This is a genomic window from Pseudomonas sp. PS02302, from assembly GCF_029959585.1.
GTDB lineage: Bacteria > Pseudomonadota > Gammaproteobacteria > Pseudomonadales > Pseudomonadaceae > Chryseomonas > Chryseomonas aestiva.
Genome location: NZ_JASCON010000093.1, coordinates 1 through 20,552, shown reverse-complemented (window position 1 = coordinate 20,552; position 20,552 = coordinate 1). Strand labels below are relative to the sequence as shown.

18 protein-coding genes and 1 tRNA gene are annotated in these 20,552 nt (G+C 66.9%); 7 read left to right on the top strand and 12 right to left on the bottom strand.

Features of this window, described 5'->3' with window-relative positions; all coding sequences use genetic code 11:
- From ccmD to ccmA, 4 genes are all read right to left on the bottom strand, one after another.
- Positions 1 to 201 (bottom strand): heme exporter protein CcmD (gene ccmD, locus QMX82_RS22570; protein ID WP_282287748.1); only part of this gene is annotated, 201 nt, incomplete at its 3' end.
- Complete coding sequence (locus tag QMX82_RS22565; RefSeq protein ID WP_282287746.1) at positions 198 to 944, bottom strand: heme ABC transporter permease; 747 nt, start codon at positions 942 to 944, stop codon at positions 198 to 200. The genes QMX82_RS22565 and ccmD, both read right to left, overlap by 4 nt.
- A 10-nt stretch (positions 945 to 954) precedes the next feature.
- Positions 955 to 1,626 (bottom strand): heme exporter protein CcmB, encoded by a 672-nt coding sequence (ccmB, locus tag QMX82_RS22560; protein ID WP_187979696.1) that lies wholly within the window; start codon positions 1,624 to 1,626, stop codon positions 955 to 957.
- Positions 1,623 to 2,228 (bottom strand): cytochrome c biogenesis heme-transporting ATPase CcmA, encoded by a 606-nt coding sequence (ccmA, locus tag QMX82_RS22555; RefSeq protein ID WP_282287739.1) that lies wholly within the window; start codon positions 2,226 to 2,228, stop codon positions 1,623 to 1,625. The genes ccmB and ccmA overlap by 4 nt, the downstream gene beginning before the upstream one ends.
- Positions 2,229 to 2,335: 107 nt before the next feature.
- Here ccmA and fliK point away from each other — a divergent pair, with 107 nt between their 5' ends.
- Together fliK and QMX82_RS22545 are read left to right on the top strand one after the other, a co-directional pair.
- Complete coding sequence (gene fliK, locus QMX82_RS22550; RefSeq protein WP_208691699.1) at positions 2,336 to 3,910, top strand: flagellar hook-length control protein FliK; 1,575 nt, start codon at positions 2,336 to 2,338, stop codon at positions 3,908 to 3,910.
- Positions 3,907 to 4,221, top strand: a complete 315-nt coding sequence (locus QMX82_RS22545) for an EscU/YscU/HrcU family type III secretion system export apparatus switch protein (RefSeq protein ID WP_208691700.1) — start codon at positions 3,907 to 3,909, stop codon at positions 4,219 to 4,221. The genes fliK and QMX82_RS22545 overlap by 4 nt, the downstream gene beginning before the upstream one ends.
- A 419-nt stretch (positions 4,222 to 4,640) precedes the next feature.
- Here QMX82_RS22545 and mazG read toward each other — a convergent pair whose 3' ends face one another.
- From mazG to QMX82_RS22520, 5 genes are all read right to left on the bottom strand, one after another.
- A complete protein-coding gene (gene mazG, locus QMX82_RS22540) occupies positions 4,641 to 5,486 on the bottom strand; it encodes a nucleoside triphosphate pyrophosphohydrolase (RefSeq protein ID WP_208691701.1) in 846 nt (281 codons plus the stop codon).
- A gap of 68 nt (positions 5,487 to 5,554) precedes the next feature.
- Positions 5,555 to 7,795: a GTP diphosphokinase gene (gene relA, locus QMX82_RS22535; RefSeq protein ID WP_208691702.1), complete on the bottom strand. Its 2,241-nt coding sequence runs from the start codon at positions 7,793 to 7,795 to the stop codon at positions 5,555 to 5,557.
- A 63-nt stretch (positions 7,796 to 7,858) separates the two neighbouring features.
- Complete coding sequence (gene rlmD, locus QMX82_RS22530) at positions 7,859 to 9,223, bottom strand: 23S rRNA (uracil(1939)-C(5))-methyltransferase RlmD (protein ID WP_282287734.1); 1,365 nt, start codon at positions 9,221 to 9,223, stop codon at positions 7,859 to 7,861.
- Positions 9,210 to 10,109, bottom strand: coding sequence for a cysteine synthase CysM (cysM, locus tag QMX82_RS22525; protein ID WP_282287732.1), 900 nt, complete (start codon positions 10,107 to 10,109; stop codon positions 9,210 to 9,212). The genes rlmD and cysM overlap by 14 nt, the downstream gene beginning before the upstream one ends.
- A gap of 80 nt (positions 10,110 to 10,189) precedes the next feature.
- Complete coding sequence (locus tag QMX82_RS22520) at positions 10,190 to 11,080, bottom strand: alpha/beta hydrolase (protein ID WP_208691704.1); 891 nt, start codon at positions 11,078 to 11,080, stop codon at positions 10,190 to 10,192.
- Positions 11,081 to 11,291: 211 nt separating this feature from the next.
- On the opposite strand from QMX82_RS22520, the gene QMX82_RS22515 reads away from it, so the two are divergent.
- Positions 11,292 to 14,060, top strand: a complete 2,769-nt coding sequence (locus QMX82_RS22515) for a response regulator (protein WP_282287728.1) — start codon at positions 11,292 to 11,294, stop codon at positions 14,058 to 14,060.
- 4 nt (positions 14,061 to 14,064) lie between these two features.
- On the opposite strand, the gene dinB is transcribed toward QMX82_RS22515, so the two are convergent.
- The 3 genes from dinB to QMX82_RS22500 all read right to left on the bottom strand — a co-directional run bounded on the left by dinB (position 14,065) and on the right by QMX82_RS22500 (position 15,854).
- Complete coding sequence (gene dinB, locus QMX82_RS22510; RefSeq protein ID WP_282287726.1) at positions 14,065 to 15,162, bottom strand: DNA polymerase IV; 1,098 nt, start codon at positions 15,160 to 15,162, stop codon at positions 14,065 to 14,067.
- Positions 15,163 to 15,255: 93 nt separating this feature from the next.
- Complete coding sequence (locus QMX82_RS22505) at positions 15,256 to 15,489, bottom strand: hypothetical protein (protein WP_208691707.1); 234 nt, start codon at positions 15,487 to 15,489, stop codon at positions 15,256 to 15,258.
- A gap of 23 nt (positions 15,490 to 15,512) precedes the next feature.
- Positions 15,513 to 15,854, bottom strand: a complete 342-nt coding sequence (locus tag QMX82_RS22500) for a hypothetical protein (RefSeq protein ID WP_208691708.1) — start codon at positions 15,852 to 15,854, stop codon at positions 15,513 to 15,515.
- A 184-nt stretch (positions 15,855 to 16,038) separates the two neighbouring features.
- On the opposite strand from QMX82_RS22500, the gene QMX82_RS22495 reads away from it, so the two are divergent.
- The 4 genes from QMX82_RS22495 to QMX82_RS22480 all read left to right on the top strand — a co-directional run bounded on the left by QMX82_RS22495 (position 16,039) and on the right by QMX82_RS22480 (position 20,481).
- Positions 16,039 to 16,185 (top strand): hypothetical protein, encoded by a 147-nt coding sequence (locus QMX82_RS22495; protein ID WP_282287722.1) that lies wholly within the window; start codon positions 16,039 to 16,041, stop codon positions 16,183 to 16,185.
- Between the two features lie 89 nt (positions 16,186 to 16,274).
- Positions 16,275 to 16,351: transfer RNA gene (locus QMX82_RS22490), tRNA-Met, on the top strand.
- Positions 16,352 to 16,541: 190 nt separating this feature from the next.
- Positions 16,542 to 19,199 carry a bifunctional lysylphosphatidylglycerol flippase/synthetase MprF gene (mprF, locus tag QMX82_RS22485; RefSeq protein WP_261793859.1) on the top strand — a complete coding sequence of 886 codons (2,658 nt, stop codon included), beginning with the start codon at positions 16,542 to 16,544 and terminating at the stop codon, positions 19,197 to 19,199.
- A gap of 7 nt (positions 19,200 to 19,206) precedes the next feature.
- Entirely contained in the window at positions 19,207 to 20,481 is a 1,275-nt protein-coding gene (locus tag QMX82_RS22480; RefSeq protein WP_208691710.1) for a virulence factor family protein, read from the top strand.
- Positions 20,482 to 20,552: the final 71 nt, after the last annotated feature.

Genomic DNA, 20,552 nt, shown 5'->3' with positions numbered 1-20,552 from the left:
CCCCCCGCCGCCGGCGCCCCGGATTCCGGCCCCCCGCCCCCGGCCCCCCCGCGGGCGCAACGCCCGCTGCAGCCGGCGACGCGCCTGCCAGCCGTGCAGCAACAGACCGCCGAGGATGACCAGGGTCAGGCCGAAGGCCGGCCAGACATAGAGGCCGTGGCGCCCCATGCCCAGGACCTGCGCCCATTCCACTCCGCTCACGCGCCCTCCTCCCCCAGCTCCAGGCGTACCCAGCGACTGCGCCACTCGCGCCTGAGCACCTCCAGGCGCATCCGCTGCAGCAAGACGCCCGCGAAGAACAGATAGAACGCCAGCACCATCACCAGCAGTGGCAGCCACATGGCGGCCGGCATCGGTGGCCGCGCCATCAGGCTGAAGGTGGCCGGCTGGTGCAGGGTGCTCCACCACTCCACCGAATACTTGATGATCGGCAGATTGACCGAGCCCACCAGGGCCAGGATGGCGCAGGCACGGGCGGCGCTCTCGCGATGCTCGATGGCCTGCCCCAGGGCGATCACGCCCAGATAGAGAAACAGCAGCACCAGCATCGAGGTGAGCCGGGCGTCCCAGATCCACCAGGTGCCCCAGGTGGGAATGCCCCACAGCGACCCCGTGGCCAGGGCGATCACCGTCATCCAGGCGCCGATCGGCGCGGCCGCGCGCAGGGCCACGTCGGCCAGCTTGAGGCGCCAGACCAGGCCGATGGCTCCGGCGACCGCCAGCAGCAGATAGCAGGACTGCGCCAGCAAGGCCGCCGGCACATGCACATAGATGATGCGAAAGCTGTCGCCCTGCTGGTAGTCCGGTGGCGCCAGGAACAGTCCCCAGACCAGACCCACGGCCAGCAGCAGCCCGGCCAGCGCCAGGCAGGGTCCCTGCAGGCGGCCGGCCACGCGATAGAAGATGGCGGGAGAGCCCAGGCGGTGCAGCCAGGTCCAGTTCATGTCGTCCTCGTCATTGGGCCGCGCCGATGCGCAGGCCGGCGGCGACCGCCAGGGGCGCCAGGGTCAGGGCCAGCAGAGTCAGGCAACCCAGCCAGAGCAGCAGCCCCGTCACCGGCAGGCCAAGACGCGCCGCGTCCAGGGTGCTGGCGCCCAGGATCAGCACCGGGATCTGCAGCGGCAGGTTGAGCAGCGCCAGCAGCAGCCCGCCACGGGCCAGACCCACGGTGAGGGCCGCGCCTATGGCACCGATCAGGGTCAGGGCCAGACTGCCCAGGGTCAGGGCCGCCAGGGTCGCCGGCAGGGCCGCGGCGGGCAGCCCGAGCATCAGCGCCAGCAGCGGCGTCAGGGCCACCAGGCCGAGGCCGGCGAAGCACCAGTGCACCAGCAGCTTGAGCAGCACCAGCAGCGGCAAGGGCTGGGGTGCCAGCAGCCAGAGCTCCAGCGAGCCATCCTGCCAGTCGCTGCGAAACAGGGCTTCCTGGCCAAGCAGCAAGGCCAGCAACAGCGCTATCCACAGGAGGCCGGGTGCCAGGGCGGCCAGCTGCTGGCTATCGGGACCCAGCGCCAGGGGAAAGAGGGTCACCACCAGGGCATGGAAGGCCAGGGGCGTGAGCCACAGCGCCGGACGGCGGCAGGCCAGGCGCCCTTCGCGCCTGAGGAAGGCCAACCAGGCGCCGCTCATCGGCCACCGTCCAGCCAGAGCAGCCGATGCCCTTCGGGGACGACCTCCAGTTCGCGGTGACTGGTCAGCACCAGGGCGCCGCCTGCCGCGCAATGGGCGCGCAGGCGCTCCTCCAGCTGCGTGCAGGTGCTGGCGTCGAGGGCGGTGAAGGGTTCGTCCAGCAGCCAGAGCCGCGGCGGTTCGGGCAACTGAAGCCGGGCCAGGGCAACGCGGCGACGCTGACCGGCCGACAACTGCCCACAGGGCTCGTCCGCCCAGTCGGCCAAGCCCACCGTTGCCAGGGCGACCCGGCAGGCCTCATCGGTGGTCGGGTGCCACAGATTGGCCAGACTGTGGAGATTTTCCATCGCCGTCAGCCCCTCGGCGATGCCGGGCGCATGGCCCAGCCAGAGCAGCTCGGCCGCGGCGGGCCGGCGCACCTTACCCGCATCCGCCGGAAGCAGTCCCGCCAGGATGCGCAGCAGGCTGGTCTTGCCACTGCCGTTGACGCCCCCGATGCGCAGCGACTCGCCCGCCGCCACGCTCAGACTCAGGTCGTCGAACAGCAGGCGACCGCCCCGTTCGCAACGGAGCGCGACGGCGTCGAGCAGGGGCTGATTCAAGACAGGGGATCTCACGGCACTAAAGTCGGTCGGGCGCTGGCCGTTAACCCGGCACACGCCCTTGAAGGCGCGCCATTATACACAGGCGATTCCACCGGACCTGCCCGATGACTTCCATCTCCGCGATCCAACCCAGCGTCGGCGTCACGCCCGCCCTGCCCGTCCGGGCCGCGGCGGCGCAGGCGTCGGACGCGGGGGCGCAGATACTGCAGGCCCTGCAATCCCTCGACGACCTGATTCCGCCCGGCAGCACGGCCACCGCCGAGGTACTCGCCACCCGTCCGGCCGGCCAGAGCTTCCAGTTCCTGCTGCAACTGCAGCTGGCCGAGGGCGGCAGCGTCCTGCTCACCACCCAGAGTCCGACCAATAACCTGCCGGTGGGCAGCCAGCTACTGGTGAGCACCCTCGGCTCCACCCAGCTGGCGGTGCTGCTGCAGAGCCTGGAGGGCGACGCACCACCGCCGCCGCTGCAGCAGCTGGATCTGCGCCAGCTGCCGGTGGGCACGACCCTGCAGTTGCGGGTGCTGAGCAGTCTGCTGCAACAGCCGCCCGGCGCGACGCCCACCTACGAGGTGATCGCCAAGGCCCTGAGTTCCAGTCTCGAAGGTCGCCAGCTCAAGCTGGAATCACCCCGCCCGGTACCGGTGGGCAGTCTGCTGACCGTGGTGATCAAGGACAGCCAGGAGGTCACGGTGCTGCCCATGGCGCAGCGCCTCGACCAGCTCGACATCGATCGCCAGCTGCAGGGCCAGGGGCAGCGCCAGCTGTCGATGAATGCCCTGCTGCAATGGCTGGAGGACGTCCCCGAAGCAGAGCTGCCGCCGTCGGTCGGCGCAGCGCTCAAGTCCCTGCTGGCCAATCTGGAAACCACCGAGGCCCTGGCCACGCCCCAGGGCTGGGCCCGCGCCCTGGCGCGCAGTGGCCTGCAACTGGAGCAACAACTGCTGGATCGCGGCGGTCCCGATCTCCAGGAAGACTTCAAGGCCAACCTGCTGCGCCTGGTGGATCGCCTGCTGGCCAGCGTGCCGGGCGAGGCCCTGCGCAATCCCCAGGTCGCGATCCAGACCGCCCAGCAGAATCTGCCCGACGCCCTGCGCCGGGCGCTGGGTGACGCCGCCACCGCCAGTCGCCAACCCACCGCCCTGGACTTTCCCCTGGGCGAACGCGATGGTCGCGGCCTCAGTGCCGCCAACGCCGAACTCGACGAATTGCTGCAACTGGCCACGGGCGTCATCGCCCGCCTGCAGACCCACCAGCTCGCCAGCCTGGCCCAGACCCAGGTCCTGCCCGATGGCTACTACCTCTCCACCTGGCAGACCGAGATTCCCTGGCGCGATGGCGAGCGCCTCGGCGCGGTGCAGGTGCGCTTTCAGGAAGAACGACCGCCGCCGGATAGCCATGGGGAAGCCCGCGACAGTCTGTGGAAGGTGGAACTGGCCTTCGACCTGGCACCGCTGGGGCCGCTGCAGGTGCGGGCGCAACTGGCCAGCGGCCGGCTGTCGAGCGAATTCTGGGCGGAAAAAGGCGCCACCGCGACGCTGATCGATACCGAATTGCCCCATCTGCGCGAACGCCTGCTGGCGGCCGGCTTCGTGGTCGGCGACCTCAGCAGCCGCCAGGGCCGCCCCGCACGCCATCCGCGCACCACCCTCGAACAACGCTGGATCGACGACACCGCATGAGTACACCCGCCGCCCGCCAGGCCATCGCGCTGTCCTATGACGGCAGCAGCGCCCCCATCCTCTCCGCCAAGGGCGATGCCGAACTGGCCGAACTCATCCTGGCCACGGCCCGGGAGCACGAGGTGCCCATCTACGAAAACGCCGACCTGGTGCGCATCCTGGCGCGCCTGGAACTAGGTGCGGAAATCCCCGAGGCGCTCTATCGCACCCTGGCCGAGATCATCGCCTTCGCCTGGCACCTCAAGGGCAAGTGCCCGGCGCACCTGGCCGACCAGCCGGATCTGTCGCCCGGGTGGGAGCGGATGCCGTAGGAATCGGTCCTCACGGGCATGGCGGTTCGCCGATGCGGCCGGGGCCAATAGGAGCGGCCCATGGCCGCGATCTGTCGTGTAGCCTAGATAACGGCGCAGCCTTATCCACCCTTCGAGGCGGCCTGCCCGTGGAAAACGCCATGCGGTTTTCCACGCTACGGCTGATCGCGATCTTGCCGCGGCTGATGGAGACGAACGCCTACTCGGACAGCCCCTCTCCCTCCGGGAGAGGGTTGGGGTGAGGGTGCCCCCGGCAGTCACTCCCAGCGAAAAACGCTGCGCGGTTTTCCACGCGACGACACGACGAATCGTTTTATCGCGGCCATGGGCCGCTCCTACGGAGAATGAAGCGTTTGCAAGGGCGCCCACATCGGCGGACCGCATGACCGCGATCAAGCAATCCAGCCAGCGAAATCGACCTACCCCCGCCGCAACGAATGCCCCACAGCACCCTTTTCGGCCACCTTGGCAGCGTCCCAGAGTGCATCCATCTCTTCCAGGCTGGCCTCCTGGGGCGTTCTGCCCTGAGCGTTCAGGCCTTCCTCGATGAAGCGAAAGCGCCGCTCGAACTTGGCATTGGCCTGACGCAGGGCATCTTCCGCATCGACCTGCAGGTGCCTCGCCAGATTGACCATCACGAACAGCAGGTCGCCGACCTCTTCCGCCACCTGGGCAGCCTGGCCGTTGGCCACGGCCTCGCGCACCTCGTCCAGTTCCTCCTGGATCTTGGCCACCACCGGCGTGGCATCGGCCCAGTCGAAGCCGACATTGGCCGCACGCTTCTGCAGCTTGGCCGCACGACTCAGGGCCGGCAGCGCGGCCGGCACGTCATCCAGCAGCGACAACTGCTCCGGCGCCGCGGCCTTTTCCGCGCGCTCCTCGGCCTTGATCTCTTCCCAGCGGCGCTTGATGGTCGCCTCGTCCAGTCGCGGCAGGTCGAGCGGGCCATGCAGGTCGCCGTCGGGAAAGACATGGGGATGGCGCCGCACCAGCTTGCGGGTGATGCCATCCACCACCTGGGCGAAGTCGAAATGGCCATCCTCGCGACCCAGCTGGCTGTAGTAGACGACCTGGAACAGCAGATCGCCCAGTTCGTCGCGCACCTGCGGGAAATCCCGGCGGGCGATGGCGTCAGCGACCTCGTAGGCCTCTTCCAGGGTGTGGGGCACGATGCTGGCGTAGTCCTGGCGCAGATCCCAGGGGCAGCCGTGCTGGGGATCGCGCAACCGGGCCATGAGGTGCAGCAGGTCGTCGAGCTGGTACATGGATGAATCCTGTCACGGGAAAAAGAACGAGGCGCCAGAGGCGCCTCGTGGAGTCGTCGTCACATCGCTCAGGCGGCGCGATTGCGCCGGGCTTCGATGATGTTGGGCAGCTGGGAGATGCGCCCGAGCAGGCGACCGAGGGCGTCCAGACCGGGGATCTCGATGGTCAGCAGCATGTTGGCGGTGTTTTCCTCGCGATTGGAACGGGTATTCACCGCCAGCACGTTGATCCGCTCGTTGAGCAGGATCTGCGAGACATCGCGCAGCAGACCGGAGCGGTCGAAGGCCTTGATCACGATGTCGACCGGATAGGTCTGCACCGGCACCGGGCCCCAGCTCACCTGGATGGTCCGCTCCGGCTCGCGACTGGCCAGCTGCAGGGCGTTGGCGCAGTCCTGCCGGTGGATGGTCACGCCACGGCCGAGGGTGATGTAGCCGACGATGGCATCGCCCGGCACCGGCTGGCAGCAACCGGCGATCTGGGTGAGCAGGTTGCCCACCCCCTGGATCTGCACATCGCCACGCTTGCCCGGCTTGTTGGTGGGCTTGCGCGGCAAGTGATCGAGGGTATCGAGGCCCTTGTCCGGCTCCACCAGCTGCTGGGCGGCGTGCATCACCTGGGCCAGGCGCAGATCGCCGGCGCCCAGGGCCGCGAGCATGTCCTCGGCACCCTTGTAGTTGACCTTCTCGGCCAGGGTGTTGAAGTCCACCGGGGGCAGTGCCAGGCGCGACAGCTCGCGCTCGACCATGGCCTTGCCGGCGGCCACGTTCTGGTCGCGCGCCTGGAACTTGAACCAGTGGACGATCTTGGCCCGGGCCCGCGAGGTGTTGACGTAGCCGAGGTTGGGGTTGAGCCAGTCGCGGCTGGGCGAGCCCTGCTTGCCGGTGATGATCTCCACCTGCTCGCCGGTCTGCAGCTGGTAGTTCAGCGGCACGATGCGGCCGTTGATCTTGGCCCCGCGGCAGTTGTGGCCGATCTCGGTGTGCACCCGATAGGCGAAGTCCAGCGGCGTCGCGCCCTTGGGCAGGTCGATGGCGTGGCCGTCGGGGGTGAAGACGTAGACCCGGTCCGGCTCGATGTCGACCCGCAGCTGATCGGCCAGGCCGCCGATGTCGCCCAGCTCCTCGTGCCATTCCAGCACCTGGCGCAGCCAGGAGATCTTTTCTTCGTAGTGGTTGGAGGCCGACTTGACGTCGGTTCCCTTGTAGCGCCAGTGGGCGCAGACCCCCAGTTCGGCCTCTTCGTGCATGGCGTGGGTGCGGATCTGCACCTCCAGCACCTTGCCCTCCGGACCGATTACCGCCGTGTGCAGGGAACGGTAGCCGTTCTCCTTGGGATTGGCGATATAGTCGTCGAACTCGCGGGCAATATGCCGCCAGAGGGTATGCACGATGCCCAGCGCGGTATAGCAGTCACGCACCTCGGGCACCAGCACCCGCACGGCGCGCACGTCGTAGATCTGGCTGAATTCCAGGCCCTTGCGCTGCATCTTCCGCCAGATGGAATAGATGTGCTTGGCGCGCCCGCTGAGGTCGGACTTGATGCCGGTGGCGGTGAGCTCGTCACGCAGCTGCTGCATGACGTCGGCGATGTACTGCTCGCGATCCAGCCGCCGTTCATGCAGCAGGGTCGCGATCTGCTTGTACTGCTGGGGCTCCAGGTAGCGGAAGGACAGGTCCTCCAGCTCCCACTTGATATGGCCGATTCCCAGCCGGTGGGCCAGGGGCGCGTAGATGTCGGCGACCTCGCGGGCCACCCGGTTACGGCGCTCTTCGGTGGCGTTCTTGACCGCGCGGATGGCGCAGGTGCGCTCGGCCAGCTTGATCAGGGCCACGCGCACGTCGTCGACCATAGCCACCAGCATGCGGCGCAGGTTGTCGACCTGGGTCTGGCTGCCCAGCACCATGGACTTGCGCGGATTGAGACTCTCGCTGATCGCCGCCATGCGCAGCACGCCTTCGATCAGCTTGGCCACCACCGGCCCGAAATGCTCGGCCGCCGACTCCAGGGTCGCCTTGCCCTCGCGCACCGCCCGGTAGACGATGGCGGCGATCAGGCTGTCCTGATCCAGCTTGAGGTCGGCCAGGATCTCCGCCATCTGCAGGCCGGTATGGAAACTGGAGGTCCCCTCCGCCCAGGTGTGCTCCACCTGGCCGGAATTCTCTTCCGCCGTGCGGGCGAAGCCGCAGGCGTCCAGCAAGGCCTCGCGATCGAGATTCGGATCCACGCTCTGGATATGATCCAGCCAGGCGTGGAGGTTGATGCTGCCATCGACGTTGACTGGCTGATGCGCTCTGACCTGTACCATCTACCCCTTCCTCACGGCGTAGCCTTCTCGCCGGATTGGCTCGCATCGGTTGGCGAGCCGTCGTTACCCGGGCATCCTGCCCGCTTCGAACAGCACCATGGCTTCCACATGGGCGGTCTGCGGGAACATGTCGAGAATGCCCGCTCTTGTCATGCGATAGCCCTGTCGGACCAGCTCCCCGGCATCCCGTGCCAGGGTGGCCGGATTGCAGGAGACGTAGACCAGCCGCCCGATACCGAGGCCGCTGAGCTGCCGAACCACTTCCAGCGCACCGTCGCGCGGCGGATCCAGCAGGGCCAGCGAATGGCTGCCCAGATCGGCGGGTAGCGGGTTCGACAGATCCACCTGTAGAAAGTGCGCGTTGCCGATGCCGTTGTCACGTGCATTTTGTATTGCCCGGGATGTCATCGCCGCGACCCCTTCGATACCGGTGACGGCCGCTGCCTGCCGCGCCAGCGGCAGGGCGAAGTTGCCCAGCCCGGAAAACAGATCGAGCACCCGGTCGTCCGCCGTCGGCGCCAGCCAGTCCAGTGCCTGGGCGACCATGGCCTCGTTGATGGCGGCATTGACCTGGACGAAGTCGCCCGGCTGGTAGGCCAGGGTCAGGTCCCAGGACGCCAGCCGGAAGCCCAGCCTGGCATCGGCCTGATCCGGCTGCGGCTCGCCCTTGCCCTGCCACCAGAGCTGGACGCCAGCCGCCGCGCAGAAGTCGCGCAGGCGCACCTGGTCGCCCGGCAGCAGCGCCCGGGTATGGCGCACCAGCATGGCCGTTGCCGTGCCCTGGAAGAGTTCCACATGACCGATCGCCTGCGGCTGTTCCAGCCCGCTCAGCAGGTCAGGCAGCGCGCGCAGCAATGGCTGCAGTTCCGGCACCAGTACCAGGCAGCCGTCGGGGGTGACGATGTCCTGGCTGGCCTCGGCGCGAAAGCCCACTTCCAGGCGGCTCTGGCGGTCGTCCCAGCGCACCGCGATGCGGGCGCGGCGGCGATAGCCGAATTCGGGACCGACCAGGGGCGCGGCCCAGGCCAGCGGCTGCACCCCGGCCAGGCGGCGGAATTGCTCGGCCAGGGCTTCCTGCTTGAGGGTCAGCTGATCGGCATGGGGCAGGTGCTGCAGGGTGCAACCGCCGCAGCGGTCGGCCACGCTGCAGGGTGGTGTACGCCGCAACGGACTGGCTTCCAGCACCCGGAGGGTACGGGCCTCGACCACCTGACTGCGGGCGCCGAGCACCCGCGCCTCGACCTGCTCGCCCGGCAGAGCGCCGGCGACGAACCAGGTCCGCCCGCCTTCGCGCGCGATGCCACGCCCGTCATGGGACAGCCGCTCGATGCCCAAAAGCTGCCGCTTGCCGGTCGGCACGCCGGTCGCCCGGGCGCCACCGGCCGGTTGGAAGCGCAGTCCGCCGCCGCCTCGCTTAGCGCGCGTCATAGACGCCGGTCGACAGGTAGCGATCGCCTCGGTCACAGATGATCGCGACGATCACCGCATTGTCCACTTCCCGGGCGATGCGCAGGGCGCCCGCCACCGACCCGCCGGACGACACGCCGCAGAAGATGCCTTCTTCCCGCGCCAGGCGGCGCATGGTGTCTTCGGCTTCCTGCTGACCCATGTCGATGATGCGATCCACGCGGCTGGCCTCGTAGATCTTCGGCAGATAGGCCTCCGGCCAGCGGCGGATGCCGGGAATGGCCGCGCCCTCCTCCGGCTGCAGACCGACGATCTGCACCTTGGAATTCTGCTCCTTGAGGTAGCGCGAGGTGCCCATGATGGTCCCGGTGGTGCCCATGGAGCTGACGAAATGGGTGATGCTGCCGTGGGTCTGGCGCCAGATCTCCGGCCCGGTCCCCAGGTAGTGGGCCACCGGATTGTCGCCATTGCCGAACTGGTCGAGCACCTTGCCGCGGCCTTCGGCCTGCATGCGCGTGGCCAGATCCCGCGCGCCTTCCATGCCGTCTTCCCGGCTGACCAGGATCAGCTCGGCGCCATAGGCGGTCATGGCCGCCTTGCGCTCGGCGCTGGAGTTGTCGGGCATTATCAGGATCATGCGGTAGCCCATGATGGCGGCGGCCATGGCCAGGGCGATCCCGGTATTGCCGGAGGTGGCCTCGATGAGGGTATCGCCGGGCTGGATGTCGCCACGGGCCTCGGCCTGGCGGATCATCGACAGCGCCGGGCGGTCCTTGACCGACCCCGCCGGGTTGTTGCCTTCCAGCTTGAGCAGCACGGTACTGCGGGTGTCGCCGGCCAGGCGCTGCAGGCGCACCAGCGGCGTGTTACCGATGCAATCGGCGATGGTGGGATAGTGCAGACTCATGAATCAGCTCGTTCCGCCAGGGGTGAAAGCCTTCCATGATACTCCCAAAGCCTCGCCGACCCTACCCATCCGGCGCCTGGCTAGGGCCGGCGCGTGGCGGCGCCGTCGCTGGCCACCTCCAGCGCGGCGGGCAGACTCAGCGACAGAATGCCCTCCGGCCCCAGGTTGGGCTGCACCTGGGGAGTCACCTGCATCCCCGGCAGCCCACCCAGCCGCTCGGCCAGTCGCCTGGCGGCATCGGGGGCGACCTTGCGGGTCAGGTCCTCGGTACCGGAATACAGCCAGAGTTGCACCGGCCGGGCGCCGCCCACGCCCTGGAATTCCTCGGCCCGCTTGAGGATGTAGCCCTGCTGCCAGCCATAGGCGACATCGCTCGCCACGTAGCGCTGGAAGGCCTGCGGCTGGCGATAGAGGGTGTCGAGCACGAACAGCCCGCCGTAGCCATGGCCCCAGAGGGTCTGGCGATTGGGGTCCACCGGCACGCTCTGGGTCAGCAGCGGCTTGATGCGTTGCTCGATCAGGTCGAGAAAGGCCCGCGAGCCTCCCGCCGGCCAGTCCTTGCGCACGTCGTCGCGCATGCGGCCATTGCCCACCGCCGGGGTGTAGTCGTAGGTGCGCTCCTGCATGGCGTCCGCGGCATCGGCGTAACCGATGGCCACCAGCACCGGCGCACTCTTCAGTTTATGGGGGGACAGCCAGACGTCCTGCAGTTGCGCCAGGGCGGCATCGCCGTCGAGCAGGAACAGCGCGGGATACCCCATCATCGGCGCCGGCTGCTTGGGAATACCGATATAGATCCGATAGCGGCGCTTGCCGTCCGCCGAGTCGAGCAGGTGCGTCTCGAAGCTGTAGTACATCGACCCCCGCTCCACCAGGGTGGTCTTCTTCGGCTCCTGGGCCTGGCTCGACGCCATCCAGCCGGTCCCCAGCAACAGGGCGCCCGCCAGCATCAGACTGCAACTCTTCTTCAAAGGATCTCCTCGAACGCGACCGCACCGGAACGACCGGCAGTCCCTACCAGACCGCCGATGGGGTCAATGGTTGTGCACCCCGGCCAGGGACCGTGGCAGCCTTCGCGGATTTTCGCGAATCGGCGCGTCGAGGGGTGCGACCCCTTTCGCAAAGACTCTCTTTACATTTGGTAAAGGGGTTAGACTCGCCAATTTCCTCGGGGGACGCGCAGTGCTGGACGAATTGGGACTCAAGGGGCGCATCCTGCTGTTGAGCGTCCTCCCGACCTGCTGCATGGCGGCCTTGCTGGGGGTCTACTTCAGCTGGGTGCAGCTGTCCGACATGCGCAGCCAGCTTATCGAGCATGGCCAACTGGTGGCCCAGCAGATGGCCCCGCTCATCGCCCCGGCCATGCGCACCGGCGACAACGACCAGCTCAACCGTATCGCCCAGCGCGCCCTCGACCAGGCCGATGTCCGGGCGATCAGCTTTCTGGATGCCGACGGCAACCTGCTCGCCCACGCCGGCCCCTCGATGACCGTGGAGCTCACCGGGCGCGACTACCAGACCATCAGCATGAGATCCGGGCTGGACATCACCCACTTCAACCTGCCGGTGCAGACCCATGATCTGCGCCTGACCCGCAGCGACGGCAGTCCGGCCACGCCCCAGACCCTGGGCTGGATCCAGCTCGAACTCTCCCATCACGCCACCCTGCTGCGCGGCTATCGCAACCTGGTGGCCGGCCTTCTGCTGATCCTGCTCGGCCTGGCCTTCACTGCCTTCATCGCGGTGCGCATGGGCCGCCGCATCAACCGGCCCCTGCAGGTGATCGCCCACGGCGTCAGCCAGTTGCAGGAGGGTCGCCTGGAGACGCGCCTGCCGACCCAGCTCGGCAGCCCCGAATTCGACGAACTGGCGACCGGTATCAACCGCATGGCCGAAGCCATGGAGAACGCCCAGTTCGAGATGCAGAACAACATCGACCAGGCCACCGAGGACGTCCGCCAGAATCTGGAGACCATCGAGATCCAGAACATCGAGCTGGACCTGGCACGCAAGGCGGCGCTGGAAGCCAGCCGCATCAAGTCGGAATTCCTGGCCAACATGAGCCACGAGATCCGCACCCCGCTCAACGGCATCATCGGCTTCACCAACCTGATGCAGAAGAGCGAGCTGACCCCGCGCCAGCAGGATTACCTGAGCACCATCCAGAATTCCGCCGAGAGCCTCCTGGGCATCATCAACGAGATCCTCGACTTCTCGAAGATCGAGGCCGGCAAGCTGGTGCTGGAGAATCTGCCCTTCAACCTGCGCGACATGATCCAGGACACCCTGACCATCCTGGCGCCCTCGGCCCATGAAAAGCACCTGGAGCTGGTCTGCCTGGTCTACCGCGACACCCCGACCCACCTGGTCGGCGATCCGCAGCGCCTGCGCCAGGTGCTCACCAACCTGGTGAGCAATGCCATCAAGTTCACCCATTCCGGCACCATCGCCGTACGCGCCATGGTCGAGGAAGAGACCGACGACCACGCCCAGCTGCGCATCAGCGTCCAGGATACCGGGGTCGGCCTCACCGACGAAGACCGGCAGGTGTTGTTCCAGGCCTTCTCCCAGGCCGACAACTCCCTGACCCGCCAGGCCGGCGGTACCGGGCTCGGCCTGGTCATTTCCAAGCGCCTGATCGAGCAGATGGGGGGCGAGATCGGCCTGGAGAGCATTCCCGGCGAGGGCTCGGAATTCTGGATCACCCTCAACCTGCCCAAGGCCCATGGCAGCGTCGAGAGCCACAAGCGCATCGCCCTGGCCGGTCGTCGCGTCGGCCTGGTGGAGCCCCACCCCCTCACCCGCCAGGCACTGCAGCACCAGCTGGAAGAATGCGGCCTGAGCGTGGAGCCGTTCGAGACCCTGGAGCAGCTCAGCGAAGCGGTCGCCCACCCGGCCTCCGGCAAGTTGCCGGTCAGCCTGGCGGTGCTCGGGGTCAGTGCCCGCAGCATCCCGCCGGATCTGCTCACCGAGCGCATCTGGGAACTGGGTCGCCAGGACTGCAATACCCTGGTCTATTGCCCCACCACCGACCAGGCGGTGTTCCACGCCTCCCTGCCCGACGTCCATTGCCAGCTGCACTCCAAGCCGGCCTGCAGCCGCAAGCTCGAGCAGGCGGTGGCCGAGCTGCTCAACCAGCGCCCGCAACGCAACGAGAGCGGCGGCCTGGGCATCACCGACCGGCCGCCGCGGCTGCTCTGCGTGGACGACAATCCGGCCAACCTGCTGCTGGTGGAAACCCTGCTGACCGATCTCGGCGCCCAGGTCACCGCGGTGGAGAGCGGCTACGCGGCGGTGGAAGCCGTCCAGCAGGAGCGCTTCGACCTGGTGTTCATGGACGTGCAGATGCCCGGCATGGACGGCCGCCAGGCCACCGAGGCGATCCGTGACTGGGAAACCAGCGAAGGGGGCACCCCGGTGCCCATCGTCGCCCTTACCGCCCACGCCATGGCCAACGAGAAGCGCGCCCTGCTGCAGAGCGGCATGGACGACTACCTCACCAAGCCCATCAGCGATCGGCAACTGGCCCAGGTCATCCTCAAGTGGACCGGCCTGCGCCTGCTGCACAGCTCGGCGCCCGAGGTCACCAGCCTCAACAGCGGCGGCCAGGACATTTCCACGCTGGCGGTAATGGATGCGGACGAAGGCCTACGCCTGGCGGCCAACAAGCCGGATCTGGCCAAGGATCTCCTGAGCATGCTGCTCGCCTCCCTGGCGGCGGACCGTCAGGCCATTCGCCAGGCCCGCGAAGACGGTGACCGCATCGCCCTGATCGAGCGCGTCCACCGCCTGCATGGCGCCACCCGCTATTGCGGCGTGCCCCAGCTGCGCGCCGCCTGCCAGCACAGCGAAACCCTGCTCAAGCAGGGCGCGCCGACCTCCAGCCCGGCCCTGGAAGAACTGGACGCGGCCATCGTCAATCTGTCCACCCAGGCCAAGAGCCCGCTCTAGCGGGCTAGTCCTCGAACAGACGGAGCTGCAGCGCCGCCTCGCGCAGATCGGTCAGGCGCACGCCCACCCCGAGCAGCCGTACCGGCCGATTGCCGCGCCGGTAGGCCTGCTCCAGCAGGCGCCGATAGCTGTCGAGATCGCGACCGGCGCCCTGTTGCTCCAGGGTGGTCTGGGTGAAGTCATGGAACTTGACCTTGATGAAGGGTCGTTCCGGGCGATAGCGATCGGCCAGCCGCGTCAGCCGCTCTTCGAGCTTGGCCAGCAACTCGGGCAATTCCTGCGCACAGGCGGCGGCATCGGGCAGATCGCGGTCATAGGTGCGTTCCACGCTGGCCGATTGCCGCTGGCTGTCCACCTTGACCTGGCGTTCGTCGATGCCATGGGCCAGCGACCAGAGGCGCTCGCCGAAGCTGCCGAATTCGCGCAGCAGATCGAAGCGCGACCAGGTCTGCAGATCGCTGCAGAGGACGATGCCGCGGCGCTTGAGCTTGTCGGCGGTGACCTTGCCCACGCCATGCAGCTTGGCCACCGGCAAGGCGGCGACGAAGTCGTCCACCTCGTGCGGGGCGATGACGAACAACCCGTTGGGCTTCTTCCAGTCGCTGGCGATCTTGGCGAGGAACTTGTTGGGCGCGACCCCGGCGGATACCGTGATGTTCAACTCCTGCCACACCCGCCTGCGAATGTCGCGGGCGATCAGGGTGGCGCTGCCGTTGAACAGCTCGCACTGGGTGACGTCCAGATAGGCTTCGTCGAGGGATAGCGGCTCGATCAGCTCGGTATAGTCCTGGAAGATGCCGTGGATCTGCCGCGACACCTCCTTGTAGACCTCGAAGCGCGGCTTGACGAACACCAGGTCTGGACAGAGCTTCTGCGCCTGATGGGACGACATGGCGGAGCGCACGCCGAAGGCGCGGGCCTCATAGTTGCAGGTAGCGACGACCCCGCGGCGATCGGGGGTCCCGCCTACCGCCAGTGGCTTGCCGCCCAGGCGCGGATCATCGCGCATCTCGATGGACGCATAGAAGCAGTCACAGTCGACATGGATGATCTTGCGCTGGCGCTTGGCGGGGAGCTGAACGAGAGAACTGTCCGGAGCCATGAAAGGAGATGCCGGGCCGGGCTTGGCAGCTGATTATCCGTACAGTAAGCCAAGACCGCCCGGATTTGTCCACGGCGGACGACGAATTGCCCGTTAACCGACGTCTTGCAGCAGGCGCTGCCGGTGGACGACCTCTTCGCGCAGCTCATCGACCACCGCCTTGAGGTCATGGGCATGGTGCAACTGGTCGTAATAGAGGTGGCGCTCGGCGATCACGCCGTCGGGCGTGGTGACCATCAACCGCGCGAAATGCTCGCTGCGTTCGAAGAACTCGATGCGACCCAGTCCCTGGAGATGTTGGAGCAAGGTTTCCAGCAGCAGATTCATGACGACCCCTTGGACTTTCCTGGTCAAACGGTTCGGTCGCGTTGCCCATCGTCGAAAGGTACACCCTCGTCGCCGGCGATGACGGTCCGATCTTCTATGGTCCGATCTTCTATATGGCCGGAGCGAACATGGCGGGACGGGGTGTCCAGCAACTCCTGCGCAGCGGCGCGGAGCGTCTGCATGTCGTCGACGAGCAATTCGACTTTCTCCACGACCTGAAGTGCCATCTCGGACGCACCTTTGGCACTGCTGCCGGTGAGTGCCAGGGAAAGATTGCACAACTGGGCGACCAGTGTCGCTATATCGTGATCCATCACGCGCATGATGCGCTGATCCAGACGACTCGAATCCTGGGAAGGGTGCATGAGGTTCTCCATAACACCCGGCGAGGATAGCACATGGCCACCACCCGCCTTAGCCGCTTAGCGGCGTTTTGCTATCACCTTCTCACTTGATCGTACAGCTGCCCTCATCGGCGCTCCGGACCCTTTCCCGCCAAGACAGGTCGACTGAGTACTTAGCGCCAGACGTACCTCCGGGAGAACCCTCATGAAACGCCCTCTACTGTTGTCCTCCGCCCTGCTTCTCAGCCTCATGCTGGCTGGCTGCTTCGATCGCGACCAAGCGGATCAGCAGAATCGCTCCAGCGGTGAAAAGGCCTCGGTGCAGATGCAGAAAAACGACGGCGACAAGTAGGCCTGCCCCTGCCTGGTAAATAAGCCTTTGATGAATATTAAATTTTTGTTGACGAATTTTTTTTTGGCCCTATACTGAGCCACATCGGACGCGGGATGGAGCAGTCTGGTAGCTCGTCGGGCTCATAACCCGAAGGTCGTTGGTTCAAATCCAGCTCCCGCAACCAAATTCGAAAAAACCACTCTCTTGAGTGGTTTTTTTTTGCCCTGAATTTGACCCGGTTCAGATCCAGACGGTGCGAACTCTGTAGCTACAAGAGCTACAAAGGTTGGTATGGAGCTTTTTTATCTGTACAAGGCTTGGCAAACCGCGCGCGACCAGTAATCTGACGCGCGTTCCTGTCTAGAGGAGTTTGCATGACTGCACCTGATCCAGCCAAAGAGGTCTCCTCGAAGCCGGCATCCCCTGCGGACCACCCTGTTTCGCCCCCTCAGGCGCTGCCCTGGCGCCTCCTGGAGCGCCTGACGGCCTACCGGCAACCCATCGAACTGGGTCTGACGCTGGTGTTGTTCGCCGCCGCCCTGGTGGTCTGCTGGCATTTGCTGAGCAGCATCGACGGCGAAGCCCTCCATGATGCCCTTCACGATATCCCTCACTCCTCCCTGATCGGCGCGCTGATCGCCGCAGTCGCCGGTTTCACTATCCTGCTCGGCTACGAGTGGTCGGCCATGCGTTTCGCCGACGTCAAGCTGCCGGCACGCGCCTGGACCATGGGCGGCCTTACCGCCTTCGCCATCGGCAACGCGGTTGGCCTGTCCATGCTGTCCGGTGGGTCGGTGCGCTATCGCCTCTATGCCCGCCAGGGCCTCAGCGCCCTGGAAGTGGCGCAGATGACGGTGTTTTCCAGCCTGGCGCTGGGCACCGCGCTGCCGCCTCTGGCCGCCATCGCCGCCCTGACCAATCTGCCGGCCTCCACCCAGGCCCTGCGCGTTCCGGAAGCGGTGATCATCACCGTGTCCGCGCTGATCCTGATCGGCTATGCGGTCGGCATCCTGGCCCTGCGCCGCTGGCGGGTGCCCGAGCAGCCCTGTGCCCATGCCCTGCACTTCCGCATCGGCAAGCGCGCCCTGCGCCTGCCGACCCTGCGGCTGTCCGCGCTGCAGCTGGTGATCACCATCCTCGACGTGACCGCCGCCTCGATGGTGCTCTATCTGCTGCTGCCCACGGCGCCACCCTTCGGTGCCTTCCTGCTGGTCTACCTGCTGGCGCTGGCCGCCGGGGTGCTCAGTCACGTCCCGGGCGGTGTCGGCGTGTTCGAGGCGGTACTGCTGGCAGCCTTCGCCAACGAGCTGGGCGCCGCCCAGCTGGCTGCGGCGCTGGTGGTCTACCGGCTGTTCTATGTGCTGCTGCCATTCGTGATCGCCTGCCTGGTGCTGCTGTTCAGCGAAGGCCGGCGCCTGCTGTCGAACAGTCCGGCGGTAAGGGTCGCCTCCGGCCTGGCGGCACCCATCCTCGCCATCCTGGTTTTTTTTTCTGGGGTGGTACTGCTTTTTTCTGGGGTCACCCCTGAAATAGACACCCGCCTGGAGGGCATGGATTTCCTGCTGCCCCAGCGGTTGATCGATGCCTCCCACCTGGGCGCGAGCCTGATCGGCGTCGTCTGTCTATTGCTGGCGCAGGGACTGCGCCGGCGCCTCTCCGCGGCTTGGGCGGTGACCTTGGTCTTGCTGCTGCTGGGCTGCCTGCTGTCCCTGTTGAAAGGTTTCGACTGGGAGGAGGCCTCCATTCTGGCGATGACGGCGGCGCTGCTCGCCATCTTCCGCAAATCCTTCTATCGCCGCAGCCGACTGATGGAACAGCCTTTCTCGCCGCTGTACGTGACCGCCAGCATCTGTGTGGTCGCCGCCTCGGTGTGGCTGCTGCTGTTCGCCTATCAGGACGTGCCCTACGACACCCGTCTGTGGTGGCAATTCGCGCTGGACGCCGATGCTCCGCGCGGGCTGCGTGCCGCCCTGGGCAGCTCCGTGCTGCTGCTGATCATCGCCCTGGGCTGGCTGCTGCGCGCCGCACCGCCGCCGATCGAGGCGCCCACCAGCGCCGAGCTCGAGCGCGCCTTCGGCATCATGCGCAAATCCAGCCAGCCGGATGGCGGCCTGGTGATGACCGGTGACAAGGCCCTGCTCTTCCACGACAGCGACGATGCCTTCCTGATGTACGGACGACGCGGACGCAGTCTGATCGCCCTCTTCGACCCCATCGGCCGCTCTCAGCCCCGCGCCGAGCTGATCTGGAAATTCCGCGACCTCTGCGACCTGCACCATGCCCGGCCGGTGTTCTATCAGGTGCGGGCCGAGAACCTGCCCTTCTACATGGACATCGGCCTGACCGCGCTCAAGCTCGGCGAAGAGGCCCGGGTCGACCTGCATGCCTTCGACCTCGACAGCAAGGGCAAGAAGGACCTGAGATACACCTGGAATCGTGGCCAGCGCGATGGCCTGGCCATCGAATTCCACGCCCCGGGCGAAGCGCCGCTGGACGAACTCAAGGCCATCTCCGACGTCTGGCTGGAGAGCAAGCAGGTGCGCGAGAAGGGCTTTTCCCTGGGTCGTTTCGATCCGACCTATCTCCAGCACTTCCGCATCGCCGTGGTGCGCTTCCAGGGCAAGGCGGTGGCCTTCGCCAACCTGCTGGAAACCGAGCGCCCGGATCTGGCCAGCATCGACCTGATGCGGGTCACCGCGGATGCGCCCAAGCAGACCATGGAATTCCTCATGCTGGGGCTGATCCTGCACTTCAAGGCCGCCGGCTTCGCCCGCTTCTCCCTGGGCATGGTGCCGCTGGCCGGGCTGCACCCCCGCCGTGGCGCACCCATCACCCAGCGCCTGGGCGCCATGGTGTTCAGACGTGGCGAACAGTTCTATAACTTCCAGGGGCTGCGTCGCTTCAAGGACAAGTTCGATCCGGAATGGGAACCGCGCTACATGGCGGTGCCCGCCGGCCTGGATCCCCTGGTCGCCTTCGCCGATACCGCCGCCCTAATCGCCGGGGGTTATACCGGCCTGGTCAAACGTTGAGACTCCTATGCTGAAACGTGCACTCGCAGTACTGCTCGTCATCCTGCTGATCGCTGGAGGCCTGGGCTGGTGGTGGCTCCATCGCTGGCCGTCGACGCCCCAGGTCAAGGTCCTGGAACAGCCGGATGGCCGCTTGCTGACCATGGCCGCCCCCAAGGGCGAGCCGCATGCCCGCGTGGTCCTGGCCACACCGTCGGACCTGCAGCTGGCGGACGCCGACCTGCTGGGCCTGGCGACCAACACCGGCGCCGAGATCGTCCAGTACGAGGTCAAGGTCGCCAACAGCTGCCAGGCGCAGAACGACGACTTCACCCAGGCGGCCAAGCAGCTGAGTGGTGCCCCGACCTTCGTCGGCGGCATCGGCCCGGGCGCCGCTCGCGCCTGGCGCTGGCTGACGACCCAGGACAACCCGAAGGCGGCCGCCCTGAGCGTCGGCTTCAACCTGGAAACCCTGGATTGCCCTGACGCCCTGCCGGCCAAGGCCGCCGCTGGCCAATGGCACATCGCCTGGAACGATCATCCGACCGACGATTCGGCCATCTTCGTGCGTCAGCAGAGCAATGCCGACCTGACCATCGCCGACTATGGCACAGCCCTGCCGGTGGTCCTGCGCACCCAGCTGAAGAATCGCCTGCTGGGTCAGCACAACGACATCCCGACCATCGAGATGCCCGCCGATCCGGACGTCAAGCCTGGCCATCCCGATGTGGTGACCATCTTCTACTCCGGCGACGGCGGCTGGCGTGACATCGACCGGCTCTCGGCCCAGGCCATGAACGAGGCCGGCTATCCGGTGGTCGGCGTGGATGCGCTGCGCTATTTCTGGCAGCACAAGAGCCCGGAACAGGTGGCGGCCGATCTGGCCAACCTGATGCAGGAATACCGCGAGAAGTGGAATGCCAAGCACTTCGTGCTGGCCGGCTACTCCTTCGGCGCCGACATCCTGCCAGCGGTCTACAACCGCCTGCCCAAGGCGGACCAGGATCAGGTGACCTCGCTGCTGCTGCTGGCCTTCAGTCGCAAGAGCAACTTCGAGATCGCCGTGGAAGGCTGGCTGGGCAAGCCGGGTGACGAAGCTGATACCCTGCCGGAAACCAGCAAGATTCCCGCCGCCAAGCTGTTCTGCGTCTATGGCGAGGAAGAGAAGGACGACAGCGGCTGTACCCAGGCGGGTCAGCCGGGTGAGAAGCTGGGGCGTCCGGGCGGTCACCATTTCGACGAGAACTACGACAAGCTGGCCGACTTCATGGTCAAGGCCATCGAGGCCCGTACGCCGCAATAGCGTAGTTCGTCCCGGCCGGCGGGGCCCGCCCCCCCCCCGGCACAAAGCGCCCCGCGCCACCCGGCTAATTG

Excerpts from the sequence above, each read along its gene's own strand:
- QMX82_RS22565 (WP_282287746.1), bottom strand. The coding sequence starts at position 944 with ATGAACTGGACCTGGCTGCACCGCCTGGGCTCTCCCGCCATCTTCTAT.
- QMX82_RS22480 (WP_208691710.1), top strand. The coding sequence starts at position 19,207 with ATGCTGAAACGTGCACTCGCAGTACTGCTCGTCATCCTGCTGATCGCT.
- cysM (WP_282287732.1), bottom strand. The coding sequence starts at position 10,109 with ATGAGTCTGCACTATCCCACCATCGCCGATTGCATCGGTAACACGCCG.
- rlmD (WP_282287734.1), bottom strand. The coding sequence starts at position 9,223 with ATGACGCGCGCTAAGCGAGGCGGCGGCGGACTGCGCTTCCAACCGGCC.
- fliK (WP_208691699.1), top strand. The coding sequence starts at position 2,336 with ATGACTTCCATCTCCGCGATCCAACCCAGCGTCGGCGTCACGCCCGCC.
- QMX82_RS22545 (WP_208691700.1), top strand. The coding sequence starts at position 3,907 with ATGAGTACACCCGCCGCCCGCCAGGCCATCGCGCTGTCCTATGACGGC.
- QMX82_RS22495 (WP_282287722.1), top strand. The coding sequence starts at position 16,039 with ATGAAACGCCCTCTACTGTTGTCCTCCGCCCTGCTTCTCAGCCTCATG.
- dinB (WP_282287726.1), bottom strand. The coding sequence starts at position 15,162 with ATGGCTCCGGACAGTTCTCTCGTTCAGCTCCCCGCCAAGCGCCAGCGC.
- mazG (WP_208691701.1), bottom strand. The coding sequence starts at position 5,486 with ATGTACCAGCTCGACGACCTGCTGCACCTCATGGCCCGGTTGCGCGAT.
- relA (WP_208691702.1), bottom strand. The coding sequence starts at position 7,795 with ATGGTACAGGTCAGAGCGCATCAGCCAGTCAACGTCGATGGCAGCATC.
- mprF (WP_261793859.1), top strand. The coding sequence starts at position 16,542 with ATGACTGCACCTGATCCAGCCAAAGAGGTCTCCTCGAAGCCGGCATCC.
- QMX82_RS22500 (WP_208691708.1), bottom strand. The coding sequence starts at position 15,854 with ATGCACCCTTCCCAGGATTCGAGTCGTCTGGATCAGCGCATCATGCGC.
- ccmB (WP_187979696.1), bottom strand. The coding sequence starts at position 1,626 with ATGAGCGGCGCCTGGTTGGCCTTCCTCAGGCGCGAAGGGCGCCTGGCC.
- QMX82_RS22505 (WP_208691707.1), bottom strand. The coding sequence starts at position 15,489 with ATGAATCTGCTGCTGGAAACCTTGCTCCAACATCTCCAGGGACTGGGT.